We start from the raw sequence: 15,661 nt of genomic DNA, 5'->3' as shown, positions 1-15,661 counted from the left end.
CGCGGCGACACCGGACCCGATCCCCGCTGTGTTTTACTTGGTGTCCTGGATCCGCTTGACGAGGCTCGAGAGCTTCTCGTCGCCGGCGAACTTCTGGTAGACCGGCTTCATTGCGTCCACGAACTCCTGCTTGTTCGCGATCGTGACGACCTGCACGCCGGCCGCCTCGACGGTCTTGCGCGACGCTTCCTCACGCTCGTCCCAGAGCTTGCGCATGACCGGCACCGATTCCTTCGCCGCCTTGCGGATCATCGCCTGATCCTCCTTGCTCAGCGTGTCCCAGACCTTCTTGGACATCACGAGGACCTCGGGGGCCAGCGAGTGCTCGGTCACGTTATAGAACTTGGCGGCCTCGAAATGGCGCGAGGACTCGTAGGAGGGCCAGTTGTTCTCGGCGGCGTCCACGAGACCGGTCTTGAGCGCGGTGTAGACCTCGCCGTACGGCATCGGCGTCGGATTGGCGCCGAGGCTCTGGATCATGCCGACCCACAGGTCGGACTGCTGGACGCGGATCTTCAGGCCCTTGACGTCTGCGAGCGACTTGATCGGCGCCTTGACGGTGTAGATCGAGCGGGCGCCGCTGTCGTAATAGGCAAGACCGACCAGGCCCGCCGGCTCCATGGCCGCCAGGATCTCGTCGCCGATCGGACCGTCGAGCACGTTGCGCATGTGCTGGGTGTCCCGGAAGACGAAGGGCAGACACAGGGCGACGGTTTCCGGCACGAAGTTGTTCAACGGCGAAGCGTTGATCCGCATCATGTCGAGCGCGCCGATCTTGAGCTGCTCGATGGTGTCCTTCTCCGACCCCAGAGCGCCGTTCGGAAACACCTTGACGCCAAGCTTGCCGCCGCTCGCGGTGGCGAGCTGCTTGCCCATGAACTTCACGGCTTCGACGGTCGGATAGTCGGCGGGATGGACGTCGGCCGAGCGGAAATCGCGTGCGGTTGCGAGCGGCGCCGACACCGCCAATGCAGCGGCTGCGATGATACCGATTAACGTCTTCATCTGGGGTCTCCTCCTGAGTTGATTATGTCGTCGTTGGGCACGTATTGCGGGCCGCCTTGGGTCGCTCCACTTCAGGTGTGAAGTCAAGCGCTGCAACTGCACCACCTTCGTAGGATTGCGTGGCGGAGTCGAGGGGATTTGGCTGACTGGTAATGTCTGCCCGGGACAGTGCGACGCGCATCGCGCCCGCTGCTGCGGGGGACCTGTGCGGCAAATGCCGGCTCCCCGGCAATCGAGCCGCGTCACCGGCCGATGCCGGATGCGCGGTAACGATGCTCATCGTATCCATGGACGTTCCTCGGGTTTCGTGCTCGACCGCTATTGATTGCGGCTTGAGGTTCGGGCGAGACGATCGGCTCATCCTGTACGAACGCGCCGCATCGGCGCGATATCGCCAGTGTCGTCCCTAGGGCGGGCGGCATTCTGAGTCCAAGCCAAATGCGGCATTGATCGATGCTGGAGTTGCATTGATCAATCACGCGGCTCCCCCGAGAACGATCGGCGGAAAATTTCAATTTTCCGAATATTGCCCCGAGGAAGCGTTACTTGATCGACATCTCGGTGCCGTTGCAGAACGACGTGCCGGCCGATCCGTCGGACAATCACCCGACGATCCAGTACATCGATGACCAGCAGGGACTGCCGCGCATGCTGCAGTTTTTCGACGGCCTCAAGGCGGAGGACCTGCCGGACGGCCAAGGCTGGGCTGTGGAGCAGGTCTCGCTATCCACCCACAACAGCACCCATCTCGACGCGCCCTGGCACATCTGCCGGATGGCTATGTCGCAACCGCCGACGACGTCGCGAAGGAGTTCAAGCGGATCGGCCACACGCCCTCGCCGCTCGAGATCGTCGTCGTCGACACAAGCGCCGGCGCAAAATTCGGCCAGGCGAATTACGTCAACTCCGGCTGCGGCTAGGTAAACGCGATCACTCGCCGTCGAGGCCGCTTTCGGCAAGCTCGCGCAGCGCATCGGTATCGAGCACGACGATCGCGCCATGCTCGAGGCGCACCCAACTCCGTCCGGCCCAGGCGCGCAATTGCTTGTTGATGCTCTCGCGAGTCATGCCCACCATCTCGCTGATCTCCTGCTGGGTGATCGCGAGCGTGCCACTGCCGGAGTCGAGCTTGCGCTCCTCGGTGAGGCCGAGCAGCGCGCTCGCCAACCGGCCCGGCAGATTTTGCAAGATCACCTGCTCGACCTGCTGGCTGGTCCAGCGTAGCCGCGCGCAGAGCAGTTCGATGAATTTCATCGCCAGCGCCGGCTGACTCTTCACGAACGGCAGGAAGTCGCGGCGGTCGATGATGTAGAGCTCGCAATTGGTGTTGGCGGTCGCATCCGCCGACCGCGGTGCACCATCAAGCACAGCGATCTCGCCGAAGATTTCCCCGGGACCGATCAGATTGAGAATGGCGTTCCGTCCGTCCGGCGATGAAGAGGAAATCTTCACTGTTCCGGAGATCACCGCGAACAGATTATTGCCGGGGTCACCCTTGGCAGCGATCGTCGCGCCACGCTTGACCGTGGTGTGTTTGGCATAGCGGCAGAGCTGATCGAGCGCGTCCGGATCCAGATCTGCGAAGATCGGATGCTTGCGCAGAACCGACAGTTTGTTACCCGACGGCTGCCGGGGGTCGCCGGTCTTGTCCTGAGGCACGCCGGGACTCCTAAGACTGCGAGGCACTTGCAGTTCCTGCGTAGTCAACGTTAGCAGGCTTTTCAACCGGAAAGCACGGACACAGTTTGAGGCAAATGCCGCTAAAGTGCCGCGTTCGTGCTGCGAAATCGCACCCGCAGGGTGCGTCGATACTTTTCACGCCATGCAGAGTTGCATGGACGGCAAGCTACAGTTGGGCCTGCCAACCAAACTTACCGGCTGTCGCGTCAAAATGCGACAATGATCTCAGGAGCTTCGGCGCTGCGTGTCCGAATCGAGCCGGCCCGCGCTGGTTTGTCGATCCGCCCAAGCCAGCGCGGCTGCGAATGTCACAAAGATCGCCACGACGGCAATGATTACCAGCAATGCGTCAATCGGCATCGCACCCTCCCACCTTGTTCCGGCCATTATTCGCGACGCGCGACCGGCGTCATTGATCGGAATCAAAAATGGGCCGGGGTCGGGCTGGGCTGGGACTTAGGCCGCAGCCAACGCCTCGACGCGTGCGGGATCGCGCAGGCTGATTCCGCCATGGAGGATCTCGATCGCTCCATGCCGTTCCAGTTTGGTGAAGGTGCGGCTGACGGTCTCAATGGTCAGACCGAGATAATCGGCTATGTCCTGCCGGCTCATCGGAAGCGGGACAGTACGCGACGATCCCTTGAGCGAAACCAGCCGCTCGCGCCAGCCAAGCAGAAACGTCGCAACCTTCTCCTCCGCGGAGCGACGGCCGAGCAGGATCATATGGTCGCGCGCCTGGCTCAGCTCACGGATCGCCAGCTCGTTGATTCGCCTGAGCAGATGCGGCCGGTCCTCGATGAAGCGACCGAACGGCCCCTTGGCGAACTGGCACACAGTCACCGCCCCAATCGCATCAGCCGAGAAATTGTGGCGCCCGGATATATTCATCCCCAGGAAATCACCGGGCAGCGCAAAACCCACGATCTGCCGCCTGCCGTCAGGCAGCAACTTGTAGAGCCGCATGACGCCTTCGAGCAGATTGTAGAACGAGGTCGTGATGTCCTCCTCGGAGAACACGGTCTCTCCCGCGACGAAATGAACGCGACGCCCGAGATGCTCGAACTCCCTCAGCTCGGCCGGGTCCAGCGACGAACAAACCGCGAAGCCGCGAACCGCGCAATCGCTGCAAAAATGACCATTCGGCTCGATCCTCACCACGGAAGTCCTCATCCATCGTTCAAGCGCCGGCTGCATTTTACTGCACTGCGCCAAAGTCGATTGACCCAGATCAATTTCGAGTGTCAGACCGCCTGCACCGTCCAGCCAATCAGCTCCTTGGCGATGCGGGCAAAGGCCGCGTCGAACGCCGCAACCGCTGCAGCAGGCTCGACCTTGTCGAGCTTCTCGCTGGTTTCAACGAGGCGTGAGGCGATGACCTTGCCGGCCTTGTCGACGATCCGCGCCGACAGTCCGATCTCGACCCGGGTCTCGCCCTCCGTCGTGATCCGGAAGCGCCGGATGTCGATCAGGAGCTGGTAGTCCGCTTGCCCCAGGTCGGTCGTCCGCAGCGGCGCATGCGCGATGTCGTAATTCTCGAAGCTGTCGATCAACCGCGCCTGCACCAGCTTCGGAATGCTGTCGGCCCACATGAAGTCGGCAAAGCCCTGGTTGTCGCCAACCGGTGCGAACAGCATGCGCTGCGTCTGCAGCATCGCGACAGCGGTCGGCTCGGGAATGGCCAGCGACGCCGAGAGCGTCTTGCCGGCCGGCCCAAGATTTTGCGGCGCGCGGAGATCATAGGTGATCTTCTGCGCCGGTGTACCGCCACCGGTCATCTTTTCGAGGCCCGCCAAAATGCCGTCAAGCTTGCCGGTGTTGCGCGCCAGGCCGTCGGAGAATGTCTTGAAATTGGCGATAGTATCCTTCAGTGGACCGGAATTGTCCTCCAGCACGGTGTCGACGCGCCGCAAGGCATCGCGCGCCGCCTGCGTCATGCTCTGGCCTGCGCCGGCCTCGGCGATCAGGATCCGCGGCTCGCCGGATTTGGCGAGGATCGTGCCCCCCTCCAGCGTCACCACCGGCACGCCGGTCAGCCCCTGGAAATCGAGCCCGACCTTGGTGTCGGTGTGCACCGGCGTTGCCGATGCGACCGAGATCGTCGCGTTGACGAAGCGAGGATTGTCAGGCGCCAGGCCGAGTTGGGTCACCTCACCGACACGGATGCCGTTGAACAGCACACCGGCCCCGACCAGAAGACCCGGCACCGGCCCCTGGAACTGCACGTGGTAATTCGTCCGTGGGCCGACGCCGCCGCTGTTGTTCAGCCAATAGACGAAGCCAAACACCGCGACGATCGCGGCCAGCACGAAGCTGCCGATCAGCACGTAGGGAGCGCGCGTTTCCATGTCTCATCTCATCTCGTGGTGAAGCATCTGCGAGCGTTTGCCGTGGAAATAGGCCCGCACCCAAGGATGCTCGGATTGCAGCAATTCGCGCATCGGGCCGATCGCCACGATCTTGCCGTCGGCAAGTGCGGCGACGCGGTCGCAGACCGTCGTGAGGCTCGCGAGATCATGGGTCACCATGAAGACGGTGAGCCCCAGGGTCTTTTGCAGGGTCCGGATCAGCGCATCGAAATCGCCAGCTGCGATCGGATCGAGACCCGATGTCGGCTCGTCGAGGAAGAGGATCGGCGGATCGAGCGCGAGCGCGCGTGCCAGCGCCACGCGCTTGGTCATGCCGCCGGACAGTTCTGACGGATATTTGTCGCCGTCCTGCGCCCGCAGCCCAACCATCTCGAGCTTGGCCGTCGCGATCTCGTCCATCAGTTCCTGTGACAGCGCGAGATTTTCGCGGAGCGGAAATTGCACATTCTGCCGGACCGTCAGCGAGGAGAACAGCGCGCCCTGCTGGAACAGGATGCCCCAGGTCGCTGCCCGGCTGCGGTCCTGCGCGCCATCAATCGGCCGTCCCATAACTTCGATAGTCCCGCTGCGACGCGAGATGAGGCCGATGACAGTGCGCATCAGCACCGACTTGCCGCCTCCGGACGCCCCCACCAGCCCGAGGATCTCGCCACGGCGGACGTCGAGAGACAAATGATCGAGCACGGTCTGGCGACCGAAGCCGACCACGAGGTCATGGACGCGGATCGCGAACTCATCCTGAGGCTCGGGCATCGTCACATCCCGATCGAAGCAAAGAAGATCGCGAACAAGCCGTCCAGCACGATCACCAGGAAGATCGACTTGACCACCGACGTCGTCGTCTGCCGACCGAGCGACTCTGCGCTGCCCTTCACGCGCAATCCCTCGCTGCAGGCGACGATACCGATCACCAGCGCCATGAACGGCGCCTTCAGGATGCCGACCTCGAAATGGGTGACGGAAATGGCCTCGTGCAGCCGCGCGACGTAGATCGCCGGCCCCATATCGCCGTAGAACTGCGCGACCAGGCCGCCGCCATAGAGCGCGGCAATCGATCCGATGAAGGCGAGAATTGGCAACGCGATAACAAGCGCGGCCACGCGCGGCAGGATCAGAACTTCGACGGGATCAAGCCCCATGGTCGAGAGCGCATCGATCTCCTCGCGCATCTTCATCGAGCCGAGCTCGGCCGTATAGGCGCTCCCTGAACGCCCCGCGACCATGATGGCAACGATCAGCACGCCGAGCTCGCGCAAGATGAGGATGCCGACCATGTCAACAGTGTAGGATTCCGCGCCGAACCGGCGGAAATGAAAGAATCCCTGCTGGGCGATGATGGCGCCGATCAGGAACGTGATCAGCACGACGATGGGAATCGCCTGAAACCCGATCCGGTTGAGCTGATAGACCAGCGACGTCAGCCGTAGCGAGCGCGGCCGGCGCAAGACGCCGATGAGCGCCATGAACAAGGCGCCCAGCATTTGCAGAAAAATCGTGACGTCTTCGCGGGCATCGATCGTGGCCTTGCCGAGATCGTTCAACCTGAGCAGCACCGGATTGGTCGGGGCCGCTGGCGGCGGCGTGTGCCGGTTGACCTGGCGCACTTCCTCCAGCAGGCCGCTGAAACGATCGGCCACACCGACGATCTCGGCTGGCCTGCCGGATGATGCAGCCTTGCGCGACAATTTCTCCAGGATCCAAGCACCGAGCGTATCGAGCGCGCTGATGCCGGACATGTCCAGCGTCACGGTCCTCGACCGATCGACATCCGTTCCGACAGATCGGGACAGGGTTTCAAGCTTTGCGACGTTGGCCGCAATCCATGGCCCCTCGGGCCGCAATTCGAGCGCATCACCCGACGGGGTTGCCAGCAGCAGAGGTTCCGAATTCACGCGCATATCCTCATGGGACGACCGGCCCCAATGGTTCTGTTCTAGGCCGGCAACGAGCGGGTCGATTGACTTGCCTCAAACAGACTTGCCTCGAACAGACCTGTCTCAAACAGATCTGCCTCAAACACAGGCGCACTCTCGCCCCCTTGACCCAAATCAAAGGCCGTCAGGCTTGTCCGCATAGGCTCGCGCCATTGAATGGAGACCGCCAATGTTCGACACCGGCAGAATGAGCGACGAGCTGAAAGCGCTGAAGATCGACGTCACAAATCTGCTGAACACCGCTGGCGAGGGGATGTTCGAGACATCGAAGGATCGTACCGAGGCCCTCGCCGCTCAGATCAAGGCCGCGCTGGCCGAACTCGGCGAAACCGTCGGCGACGAGCAGGAGCAGCTGCATGATCTCGTCGCCGAGCGTCCAGTGGCTTCGCTCGCGTCCGCCTTTGCGCTCGGCGTGGTCGTCGGCTTCATGCTGAGGAGGCACTAGGTGAATACGGAGAATGTGGTCAAGCATCTGCGCGCCTTGTGGCGCACGGACAGGATCATCGCGGATATCAGGCTCCACCATCTGCTGACCGGGCTTGGTCTGCGCGCCTTCGCGGCGCTGATCGCCGCATTCGGACTGCTGATGCTGGAGTTGTCCGCCTATTTCGCCCTCGTCCAGATCTGGAGCGCAATCGCCGCGGCGGCGGTGCTCGGAGCGATCAATTTCGCCATCGCGGCGGTTCTGTTCATCATCGCCGGACGCCCGCCCTCGGGCCGCGACATCGAGCTTGCCAATGAAATCCACGGCACGTCGATCGAGGCTCTCCAGGTCGAAGCCCGGGCGCTTCAGGCTCAATTATCGGGCGCGGTCCATCATCCGCTTAGCACGATCGTACCGGTATTGGTGCCGCTGATCGCAATCATCGTCAAGAACATGCGAAAGACGGCCAGAGAACCCGCCGCAGATGCAGCGCCCGAAGCACGCTCTTAGCTGGCCGCACGTCAGAGTTTCAGGCGGACGTCGCAGATATCAGGTTCCGTCGGATCGGGCTTGATCTCAAAACCGAGCTGCCGGCACATCTCCAGCATCACGACGTTCTCCTTGAGCACGTCGCCAGAGATGGTCTTGAGCCCTTCCGACCTGGCGTAGTCGATGATCAGCTGCATCAGGGCCCAGCCGAGCCCTCTGCCCTTGAGGTCGGAGCGCAGCAGGATCGCATATTCGCCGCTCTCGTAGATCGAATCCGAGTGAAGCCGCACCACGCCGACCATCTCGCTGTTCTCGTCAAACGCGATGAAGGCCATGGCACGGGCATAGTCGAGCTGGGTCAGGCGCGCGATGAATTCATGGGTGAACTCCTTCATCGGCGCGAAGAAGCGCAAGCGGAGATCCTCAGGCGTGACGTGACGCAGGAATTCGTGGATGGTCGGCTCGTCTTCGGGCCGCAGGGGCCGCACGAAGATACGCCAGCCGTCCTTGAGCGCGAGCCGGCGCTCCCATTGCGAAGGATAGGCGCGGACGGCGAAGTTGGCGGGGCCGGAGCCCGCAAACTTCCGCTGTGGCGGCCCCACCGCGACGCGGGCGTCGACCGCCGTCGCACCGGTCTCATCCGCGAGCAACGGATTGATATCGAGCTCGCGGATTTCGGGGATGTCGGTCGCCATCTGCGCCAGCTTGACCAGTACCAGCGCGACGGCGTCCTGCTTGACCGCCGGCACGTCCCGGTAGGCGGGCAACAATCGCGACACGCGCGTGCGCTCGATCAGGTCGCGGGCGAGCTGGAGGTCGAGCGGCGGCAGCGCCAGGGCCTTGTCGTTGATGATCTCCACCGCGGTGCCGCCCCGGCCGAACACGACGACGGTGCCGAACGTTGGATCGTCAGCGAGGCCAAGAATCAACTCACGCGCCTTCGCCTTGACGACCATTGCCTGGACGATGAGGCCATCAATACGGGCTTCAGGACGCAGCTTCCTCGCCCGCGCGAGAATGCCGGCGGCGGCCGCGCGTACCACACCCGGATTGGTCAGATTGAGCACGACACCGCCGACGTCGGACTTGTGCACAATGTCGCGCGACATGATCTTGAGCACGACGGTGGCGCCTTGGGCGAATATCTGATCCGCACAGGCGACCGCCTGCTCGACATCTGCAGCCGCATAGGTCGGCACCATTGCGACGTCATAGCAGCCAAGCAGATGCTTGATCTCGACGGGATCGAGCCATTTGCGCCCGTCAGCGATGGCCGTCGTGACGATCTGCTTGGCAGCCGCGACATCCGGCACGAAGGTGTCCGGCATCGCCGGCGGAACCTGGCTTAGCTCGTCCACGACCTCGCGATGCCGGACCATATGCATGAAGCCACGCACCGCGTCGTCTTCGGTCGGATAGTTCGGAATGCCAGCGGCGGACAGCTTTGCAATGATGTCCTGATCGGCACCGACCCAGGCGGCGAGCACGGGCTTGGCCCAACTACGATGCTTCGCGCGATACTTGAGGACGAGTTCAGTCACGGTCGTCGCGATCTCGGCGGCCGATGCGATCGCGGTCTGCACGTTGAGCACGAGAATTGCGTCATTGCCGGGATCGTCGACCAGCACCTCCAGCGCAGCGGCATAGCGCGCCGCATCGGCGTCGCCGACGATATCGACGGGATTGGCGCCGGACCAGGTCGACGGCAGCACCGCGTCGAGCTTCCCGCGCGTATCGGGTGTCATGGGCGCGGGAATTCCGCCGAGATCCGCGAGCCGGTCGACCGCCAGGACACCAATGCCGCCACCATTGGTCAGGATAGCGAGGCGCTTTCCCGCCGGCGATCCGATCCGGCCGAGCGTCTCGGCACAATCGAACAGTTCGCGCAGATCGGATACCCGGAGGACGCCGGCGCGCCGGAAGGCCGCATCGTAGACGGCGTCGGCACCTGCGAGCGCGCCCGTATGCGTGGCCGCAGCCTTCGCGCCATGCGCCATGCGCCCGGATTTCACCACGACGACCGGCTTCACGCGCGCCGCAGCGCGCGCCGCCGACATGAATTTTCGCGCGTCCTTGATGGCCTCGATGTAGAGCAGAATGGCACGGGTCTTGTGGTCCATCGCGAAATGGTCGAGCAAATCAGCGATGTCGACGTCGATCTGATCGCCGATCGTAACGATGCCGGAGAAGCCGACGCCGCGCTGCGCAGCCCAATCCACCATGCCGGCCGCAATCGCCCCCGATTGCGAGATCAGCGCGAGATTTCCAGCCCGCGGCATGTGCGCGGCGAAACTCGCATTCAGATTTGCGCCAGGCATCATGATGCCGAGGCAGTTGGGGCCGATCAGCCGCATGCCGTATTTGCGGGCAGCCGCGATGGCGGCCTCCTGAAGCGATCCCGGTCCATGACCGAGTCCCGCCGAGACGATCAGGGCGCCGGCCGAACCGCGCCGACCGGCCTGGTCGATGATGTCAGGGATCTCTCGCGCCGGCGCGGTGATGACGACGAGCTCAGGTACGAAGGGCAGCCGGTCCAGGCGGCTCACCGTCGCGACGCCGCCGATCTCGGCATGGCGTGGGTTCACCAGGCCAAACTGCCCCTTGAATTCCGCCTTGCGAATGTTCTCCAGGACAGCGCGTCCAACGGAGACCGGGCGGGAACTTGCGCCGACCAGCGCAACCGACCGTGGCGACAACAGGTTTTTCAGGCGATAAGTCGACATGATCACAATCATCCGATCGGGCAACGGACCCGATAGATGCGATGCTAGCCCGGTTATGGAGTGAGCGCACCTGGTGTCCTGAACCGGATGTTGCGGAATCGCGTCGCGCTCTGCTGGGGCATTGTATCGGCAGAAGCGCTCGATGAGGCAAGGATGTCGTCAGTGGACCAGTCTCCCGCGGGAACGACTTGGGATCGGCGTTGTGTCGGTCGATGGACGAGGTGATGTCAGCCCTGAGGGCGGCGACGTTGCGATAGGCGTCGCGCCCGACGGCCTTCCGATCAGGTCAGCACGATCGGGGCTCTTGGAGCCAGCTCACCGCCTCCCGCCGCAGCGACTTCAGTCCGCCGAGCCCGTCATCGCTCGATATCAGGGCGCAAGTTGCTAGACCGCCATCAGAAACTCTGTCGCTGCTGCAGTCCCCATCCTAGTGGAGCAACGCGAACCTTCTGCAAATCGTCCCAAGCTTTGCTTATGCAATGTGCCAATCGTTAGGGACCAAGGTCCCATTGGCGACGATATGCGCGGCGCCAAGCTGCCCATTATCCCAGATCGACACCGCCCCATTGTCGTTACGCCAGAGGATGTCACTGTGGCCATTACCGTCGTAGTCGCCTGTGCCGGCGATATGCCAGCTATTGGGAACGACGCCCGCCGCGGCCACGATATGGGCCTTGCTGATGTCGCCGTTATCCCAAATCGACACTGCGCCATTGTCGTTGCGCCAGAGGATGTCGCTCTGGCCATTGCCGTCAAAGTCGCCGGTGCCGGCGAAATGCCAGCTATTGGGGACGACGCCCGCTGCGGCCACGATATGGGCCTTGCTGATGTCGCCGTTATCCCAAATCGACACTGCGCCATTGTCGTTGCGCCAGAGGATGTCGGTCTTTCCATTACCGTCGAAGTCGCCCGTGCCGGCGAATTGCCAGTTATTGGGGACGACGCCTGCTGCGGCCACGATGTGGGCCTTGCTGATGTCGCCGTTGTCCCAGATCGACACTGCGCCATTGTCGTTGCGCCAGAGGATGTCGCTCTTTCCATTGCCGTCGAAGTCGCCCGTGCCGGCGATATGCCAGCTATTAGGGACGACGCCTGCTGCGGCCACGATATGGGCCTTGCTGATGTCGCCGTTGTCCCAGATCGACACTGCGCCAGTGTCGTTGCGCCAGAGGATGTCGCTCTCGCCGTTACCGTCGAAGTCGCCCGTGCCGGCGATATGCCAGCTATTGGGAACGACGCCCGCTTGGGCAACGATATGAGCCTGGTTGATATCGCCATTGCTCCATATCGACACTGCGCCATTGTCGTCGCGCCAGAGGATATCGCTATGGCCATCGCCGCTGAAATCGAAATTGGCGGTCAGGCCGAAGGTGGTCACTGCAAGTGCGTTCGACGCGATGCTGGTGTTCCCGGCTGCGTCAGTTGCCTTCGCTGTGATGCTATGAGTTCCCTCCGCCAACGTCGATGTCGCAATGCTGAACGCGCCAGTCGTCGGGTCCGCGGTGCCTGTGCCAAGCACCGTCGTGCCGTTGCTATCATACAGCGTCACCGTACTGCCGTGCTCGGCCGTGCCGTCGATCAACACATGAGTGAAGCTGGTGATACCGTCGCCTTTGATGCCGCTGTCCGTCGTCGCGTCGAGGGACAAGCCGGTCGGCGCGACCGGCGCCGCGCTGTCCTCCGTCACGGCAAGGACGGCAGATGCCGCACCGGTGTTGCCCGCCGCATCGGTCGCTTTCGCGGTGATATTGTGCGTCCCGTCGGCTAGCGCCGTAGTCGTAATGCTGAACGCACCAGTCGTCAGGTCCGCAGTGCCCGTACCAAGCACGGTCGTGCCGTTGGTGTCATACAGCGTCACCGTGCTGCCGTGCTCGGCCGTGCCGTCGATCTTGACGTGCCCAAAGCTGGTGATGCCATCGCCGATCGTACCGCTGTCCGTCGTCGCGTCGAGGGACAGGCCCGTCGGCGCGACGGGCGCCGTGCTGTCCTCCGTCACGGCAAGGACGGCGGACGCGGTGCTCGCATTCCCCCACGCATCGGTCGCCTTCGCGGTGATATTATGCGTCCCATCAGCCAGCGCCGATGTCGTGATACTGAACGCACCAGTCGTCAGGCTCGCGGTGCCCGTGCCAAGCACTGTAGTGCCGTTGCTGTCATACAGTGTCACCGTGCTGCCGAGCTCGGCCGTGCCGTCGATCTTGACGTGCGAAAAGTTGGTAATGCGATCGCCGATCGTAGCGCTGTCCGTCGTCGCGTCGAGAGACAGGCCGGTCGGCGCGACCGGCGGCGTCGTATCCGGATGGACACTGACCTGAGCTACCGCCGTTTGCCACCATCCGTTGGCAATATATTCATTCGATATCCAGAATCCGCCCGGGTTGTTCGGATCGGCGATTGCGGTCGAATAGGTGCCCCAGCGCTGGTCGTTCAGAGCACCGGAATCGAAAAACGTAGTGCTCGCCTGGTAAAGCGTCGGCGCGGTGAAGGCGGAAGCGCCGGCGCCGAGCACCGTATAATAGTCGGCGGGATACATATTCGACCCGGAGGCCGAAAAATTGATGAGCACGTCGCCGTTGTGGTCGACCGCAATCGAAGGATTGAACACAGCGACACCCGTGCCGATGGAGGCGCCGGAAATCACGTTCCCGATGACAAATTGCGGATTCGTGGGATCGGTGACATCGAGCTTGAACCACTCGATTTCCGCGGGCGCCCCCGCGCTCGGCATGACTTCGCTCACGCCAAAGACGTAGTTGTGTCCTCCGGAGGAGGTATAGGCAAGGCTTTGGAGGCGCCCGTCGTTAATGTCGAGCGTCTTGGCCGTGCCTAGCTGCGCGGCGGTGAAGTTGTTTCCGCCCCCTCCCACATCGGCGTCGCCGAGGAAGAGCGTTTGGGTCCCGCTGAAGCCGTGCGTCGGATCGTAGGTTTGATATGTGAGCCCTGTCTCCCTGCCGGTCGAATAGGTGCTCAAATAGTAGGTTTCCCCGTTATCGCCGGCGATATTGCGCACGATGCCGCCGGTCGGTGACACGCTTTGGCTGGCGTCGGGTGCGATCGCGGCGTTTCCGGCGGCTATGACGCTGCTTTCGTTGATGACGAATTCGCCGTTGTTGTAGCCGCCTCCCGCGTCGAGATATTCGGGCGTGGAGATGTAGATCTTGCCGTTGCTGACCGACAGATAGGGCATGTCCGCTTGGGTCGTGTTGCCGTTGGACGTGTCGATCGAAGCCAGATACCAGCCGTCGTTCGGATTGCTGTCCACCGACACGGCGATATCGATGTTGGTGGCGAAATTCCCGGTTCCCGGCTGGAAATTTTCCGCGATGATCACATAGTGACCGGTCGAACTGTCATAGGCGGCGCGCGCGTCGAGCAGCCTGTTGTCGAGCGTGGCGCCAAGCGGCGAGAACAAGGTGGACAATGATCCATTGGATACGATCGGATGCCCGCTGAGGTCGGTTATCTCGTAGTGAGTGGTCTCCGCGGTGAGAATGTAATTCGAACCGACCGCTAGCGCATTTTGGGGCGGAGTGTTGGTCAGATCGGACAATCCGGAAAATGACAGGTCGACCGAGGTGGAGCTCGTCGGCGGCGTCGCCGAATAGAAATTGAGCGCCGGCACGCCGGCGCTGGCACCGATCGCCGTGGCGCCGTAAAGGCTTTCGATCGTGGCAAGCAGGGAATATTGATCCGCCGGCGAATCGTTGACGACCCCCGCCGGGACACCCGCGCCGACGACGATCCCTGCAATGTGATCGGGGTAGGTCACCGCCGGATTGGTGTTATTCTCGTCGAAGGTGACGATCAGCAGCGAATTGTTTGCCTGCGCCCAGGCAACGTAGGAGGAGAGATTGGCCTGGACCCAGGCGTCGCCCGCCGGAATGCCGCCGCCGTTGTCGCTCGTCGGCGTCATGTTGTGGGCGTCGTTGGGCGAAACAAAGGAGACGGTTGGAAGGTTGGCGAAGCCGGCCGCGGTCTGAGGAAAAGTGCTGAAATCGTGACCGTCGTTGGCCGAATTGGCGAAGTCCATCCAAGGTTGCCGTTCGGGATCCGCCGTCGTCTCGGCGTAACCGCCGAAGGTGTAACCGTGCGCGGCGAGCGTGCTCGCCAGTGTCGGCACGCTGGCCGGAAGCTGGGTAACGGGACCGTTGGTGGTGACGCCCTGTGTCGAGCCGGAAAACAGGGCAATGTAATTGGGCTGGCTCGGATGGGTCACACCGTAGAAGTTGGTGAGCAGCATCCCCTGGGAGATCAGCGAGTTCAGGTAAGGCGCCTGGGCACTCCCTACGATGTCGGAATAGTTCTCATTTTCCAGGGAAAGGACGACAATGTGGCTCGGAGTTGTGGTCATGATCGTCAGCCCTCCATTGCGGTTCGATCGCAGTGCCTGTTGGTCGAGAGTGCAGGTTCCAAGACGACCGCTGCCACGGTCTCGAAACGCGGGCTACTTGGCGTCCGCATGAATTTCCCTCCGGAGCGCGGCAATAGACATCCAGGCGCACCGCTACCGCGGCTCGCTCGGCCTCTCCAAAACAGCAGCTAACAGAAAGTCCCAACTCGCTGAATCCGAGACGCGACAAACTGCGATTTGTCTCGATACTCGCTGAGTTCACCTATCGAGCCAATGGCTCGGAGGGGGTACCTCATTCAATCACATGAGGCATGATGTGCTGAGAACTCAATAACCATTTCGGTTATCAGCGCCCACCAAAGGCCTGCTTGCGACCGACGATGAAGCTTGTAATTGCAACAAAGAAAACGATCCGGCTCGCTATCGTGCAAGAGCATTTCATGGTCCTGCACGCGCCCGAGCGCGGGAGAGTCCCGATGTGACCAGCATCGCCCCTTATCGCAGGCCGCAGCTTGGACCTGGCTCAATAAGAGATTTGCGGCGTGTGCTGCTGATCCAACGCAAGATGAAATTAGGGATCATTTTCGGGCACTGGCTGCCGTTCAGCGAAAGTTCGCCTGCTAGATCGGGCTCGAGGGCACAATCTCAAAAATACGCGACAGCATCGACGCGATGTTGCGAACTTCCGG

The 15,661-nt window shown here is 62.5% G+C and carries 11 protein-coding genes and 1 pseudogene; 3 read left to right on the top strand and 9 right to left on the bottom strand.

The window, feature by feature from the left end; genetic code table 11:
* Positions 1-33: 33 nt before the first annotated feature.
* Positions 34-1,005, bottom strand: coding sequence for a TRAP transporter substrate-binding protein (locus tag QA645_RS14065; RefSeq protein WP_254132800.1), 972 nt, complete (start codon positions 1,003-1,005; stop codon positions 34-36).
* A 525-nt stretch (positions 1,006-1,530) separates the two neighbouring features.
* Here QA645_RS14065 and QA645_RS14060 point away from each other — a divergent pair.
* Positions 1,531-1,922: pseudogene (locus QA645_RS14060) on the top strand (cyclase family protein); the annotation flags it as partial.
* 13 nt (positions 1,923-1,935) lie between these two features.
* Here the strand turns inward: QA645_RS14060 and QA645_RS14055 are convergent.
* From QA645_RS14055 to QA645_RS14030, 6 genes are all read right to left on the bottom strand, one after another.
* The gene (locus QA645_RS14055) at positions 1,936-2,664 is read right to left on the bottom strand and encodes a Crp/Fnr family transcriptional regulator (RefSeq protein ID WP_254132801.1); all 729 of its coding nucleotides are present in this window, start codon (positions 2,662-2,664) and stop codon (positions 1,936-1,938) included.
* A 246-nt stretch (positions 2,665-2,910) separates the two neighbouring features.
* Positions 2,911-3,045, bottom strand: coding sequence for a hypothetical protein (locus tag QA645_RS14050; protein ID WP_256561808.1), 135 nt, complete (start codon positions 3,043-3,045; stop codon positions 2,911-2,913).
* Positions 3,046-3,141: 96 nt separating this feature from the next.
* A complete protein-coding gene (locus tag QA645_RS14045; RefSeq protein WP_283050904.1) occupies positions 3,142-3,855 on the bottom strand; it encodes a helix-turn-helix domain-containing protein in 714 nt (237 codons plus the stop codon).
* A gap of 71 nt (positions 3,856-3,926) precedes the next feature.
* Positions 3,927-5,030, bottom strand: coding sequence for an ABC-type transport auxiliary lipoprotein family protein (locus QA645_RS14040; protein WP_254194683.1), 1,104 nt, complete (start codon positions 5,028-5,030; stop codon positions 3,927-3,929).
* 3 nt (positions 5,031-5,033) lie between these two features.
* Positions 5,034-5,804 carry an ABC transporter ATP-binding protein gene (locus QA645_RS14035; protein ID WP_283050901.1) on the bottom strand — a complete coding sequence of 257 codons (771 nt, stop codon included), beginning with the start codon at positions 5,802-5,804 and terminating at the stop codon, positions 5,034-5,036.
* 2 nt (positions 5,805-5,806) lie between these two features.
* Positions 5,807-6,943: an ABC transporter permease gene (locus QA645_RS14030; RefSeq protein WP_283050898.1), complete on the bottom strand. Its 1,137-nt coding sequence runs from the start codon at positions 6,941-6,943 to the stop codon at positions 5,807-5,809.
* 211 nt (positions 6,944-7,154) lie between these two features.
* Here QA645_RS14030 and QA645_RS14025 point away from each other — a divergent pair, with 211 nt between their 5' ends.
* Entirely contained in the window at positions 7,155-7,430 is a 276-nt protein-coding gene (locus QA645_RS14025; protein WP_283050897.1) for a hypothetical protein, read from the top strand.
* Positions 7,431-7,919 (top strand): phage holin family protein, encoded by a 489-nt coding sequence (locus tag QA645_RS14020; RefSeq protein WP_283050895.1) that lies wholly within the window; start codon positions 7,431-7,433, stop codon positions 7,917-7,919.
* 11 nt (positions 7,920-7,930) lie between these two features.
* Here QA645_RS14020 and QA645_RS14015 read toward each other — a convergent pair whose 3' ends face one another.
* Together QA645_RS14015 and QA645_RS14010 are read right to left on the bottom strand one after the other, a co-directional pair.
* Entirely contained in the window at positions 7,931-10,621 is a 2,691-nt protein-coding gene (locus QA645_RS14015; RefSeq protein ID WP_283050894.1) for a bifunctional acetate--CoA ligase family protein/GNAT family N-acetyltransferase, read from the bottom strand.
* 472 nt (positions 10,622-11,093) lie between these two features.
* Entirely contained in the window at positions 11,094-14,972 is a 3,879-nt protein-coding gene (locus tag QA645_RS14010) for an Ig-like domain-containing protein (RefSeq protein ID WP_283050892.1), read from the bottom strand.
* Positions 14,973-15,661 lie beyond the last annotated feature (689 nt).

This window comes from Bradyrhizobium sp. CIAT3101 (genome assembly GCF_029714945.1).
GTDB lineage: Bacteria > Pseudomonadota > Alphaproteobacteria > Rhizobiales > Xanthobacteraceae > Bradyrhizobium.
This window is presented reverse-complemented; position numbering and strand designations above follow the sequence as displayed.

Excerpts from the sequence above, each read along its gene's own strand:
- QA645_RS14045 (WP_283050904.1), bottom strand. The coding sequence starts at position 3,855 with ATGAGGACTTCCGTGGTGAGGATCGAGCCGAATGGTCATTTTTGCAGC.
- QA645_RS14010 (WP_283050892.1), bottom strand. The coding sequence starts at position 14,972 with ATGACCACAACTCCGAGCCACATTGTCGTCCTTTCCCTGGAAAATGAG.
- QA645_RS14040 (WP_254194683.1), bottom strand. The coding sequence starts at position 5,030 with ATGGAAACGCGCGCTCCCTACGTGCTGATCGGCAGCTTCGTGCTGGCC.
- QA645_RS14065 (WP_254132800.1), bottom strand. The coding sequence starts at position 1,005 with ATGAAGACGTTAATCGGTATCATCGCAGCCGCTGCATTGGCGGTGTCG.
- QA645_RS14050 (WP_256561808.1), bottom strand. The coding sequence starts at position 3,045 with ATGCCGATTGACGCATTGCTGGTAATCATTGCCGTCGTGGCGATCTTT.
- QA645_RS14035 (WP_283050901.1), bottom strand. The coding sequence starts at position 5,804 with ATGCCCGAGCCTCAGGATGAGTTCGCGATCCGCGTCCATGACCTCGTG.
- QA645_RS14015 (WP_283050894.1), bottom strand. The coding sequence starts at position 10,621 with ATGTCGACTTATCGCCTGAAAAACCTGTTGTCGCCACGGTCGGTTGCG.
- QA645_RS14025 (WP_283050897.1), top strand. The coding sequence starts at position 7,155 with ATGTTCGACACCGGCAGAATGAGCGACGAGCTGAAAGCGCTGAAGATC.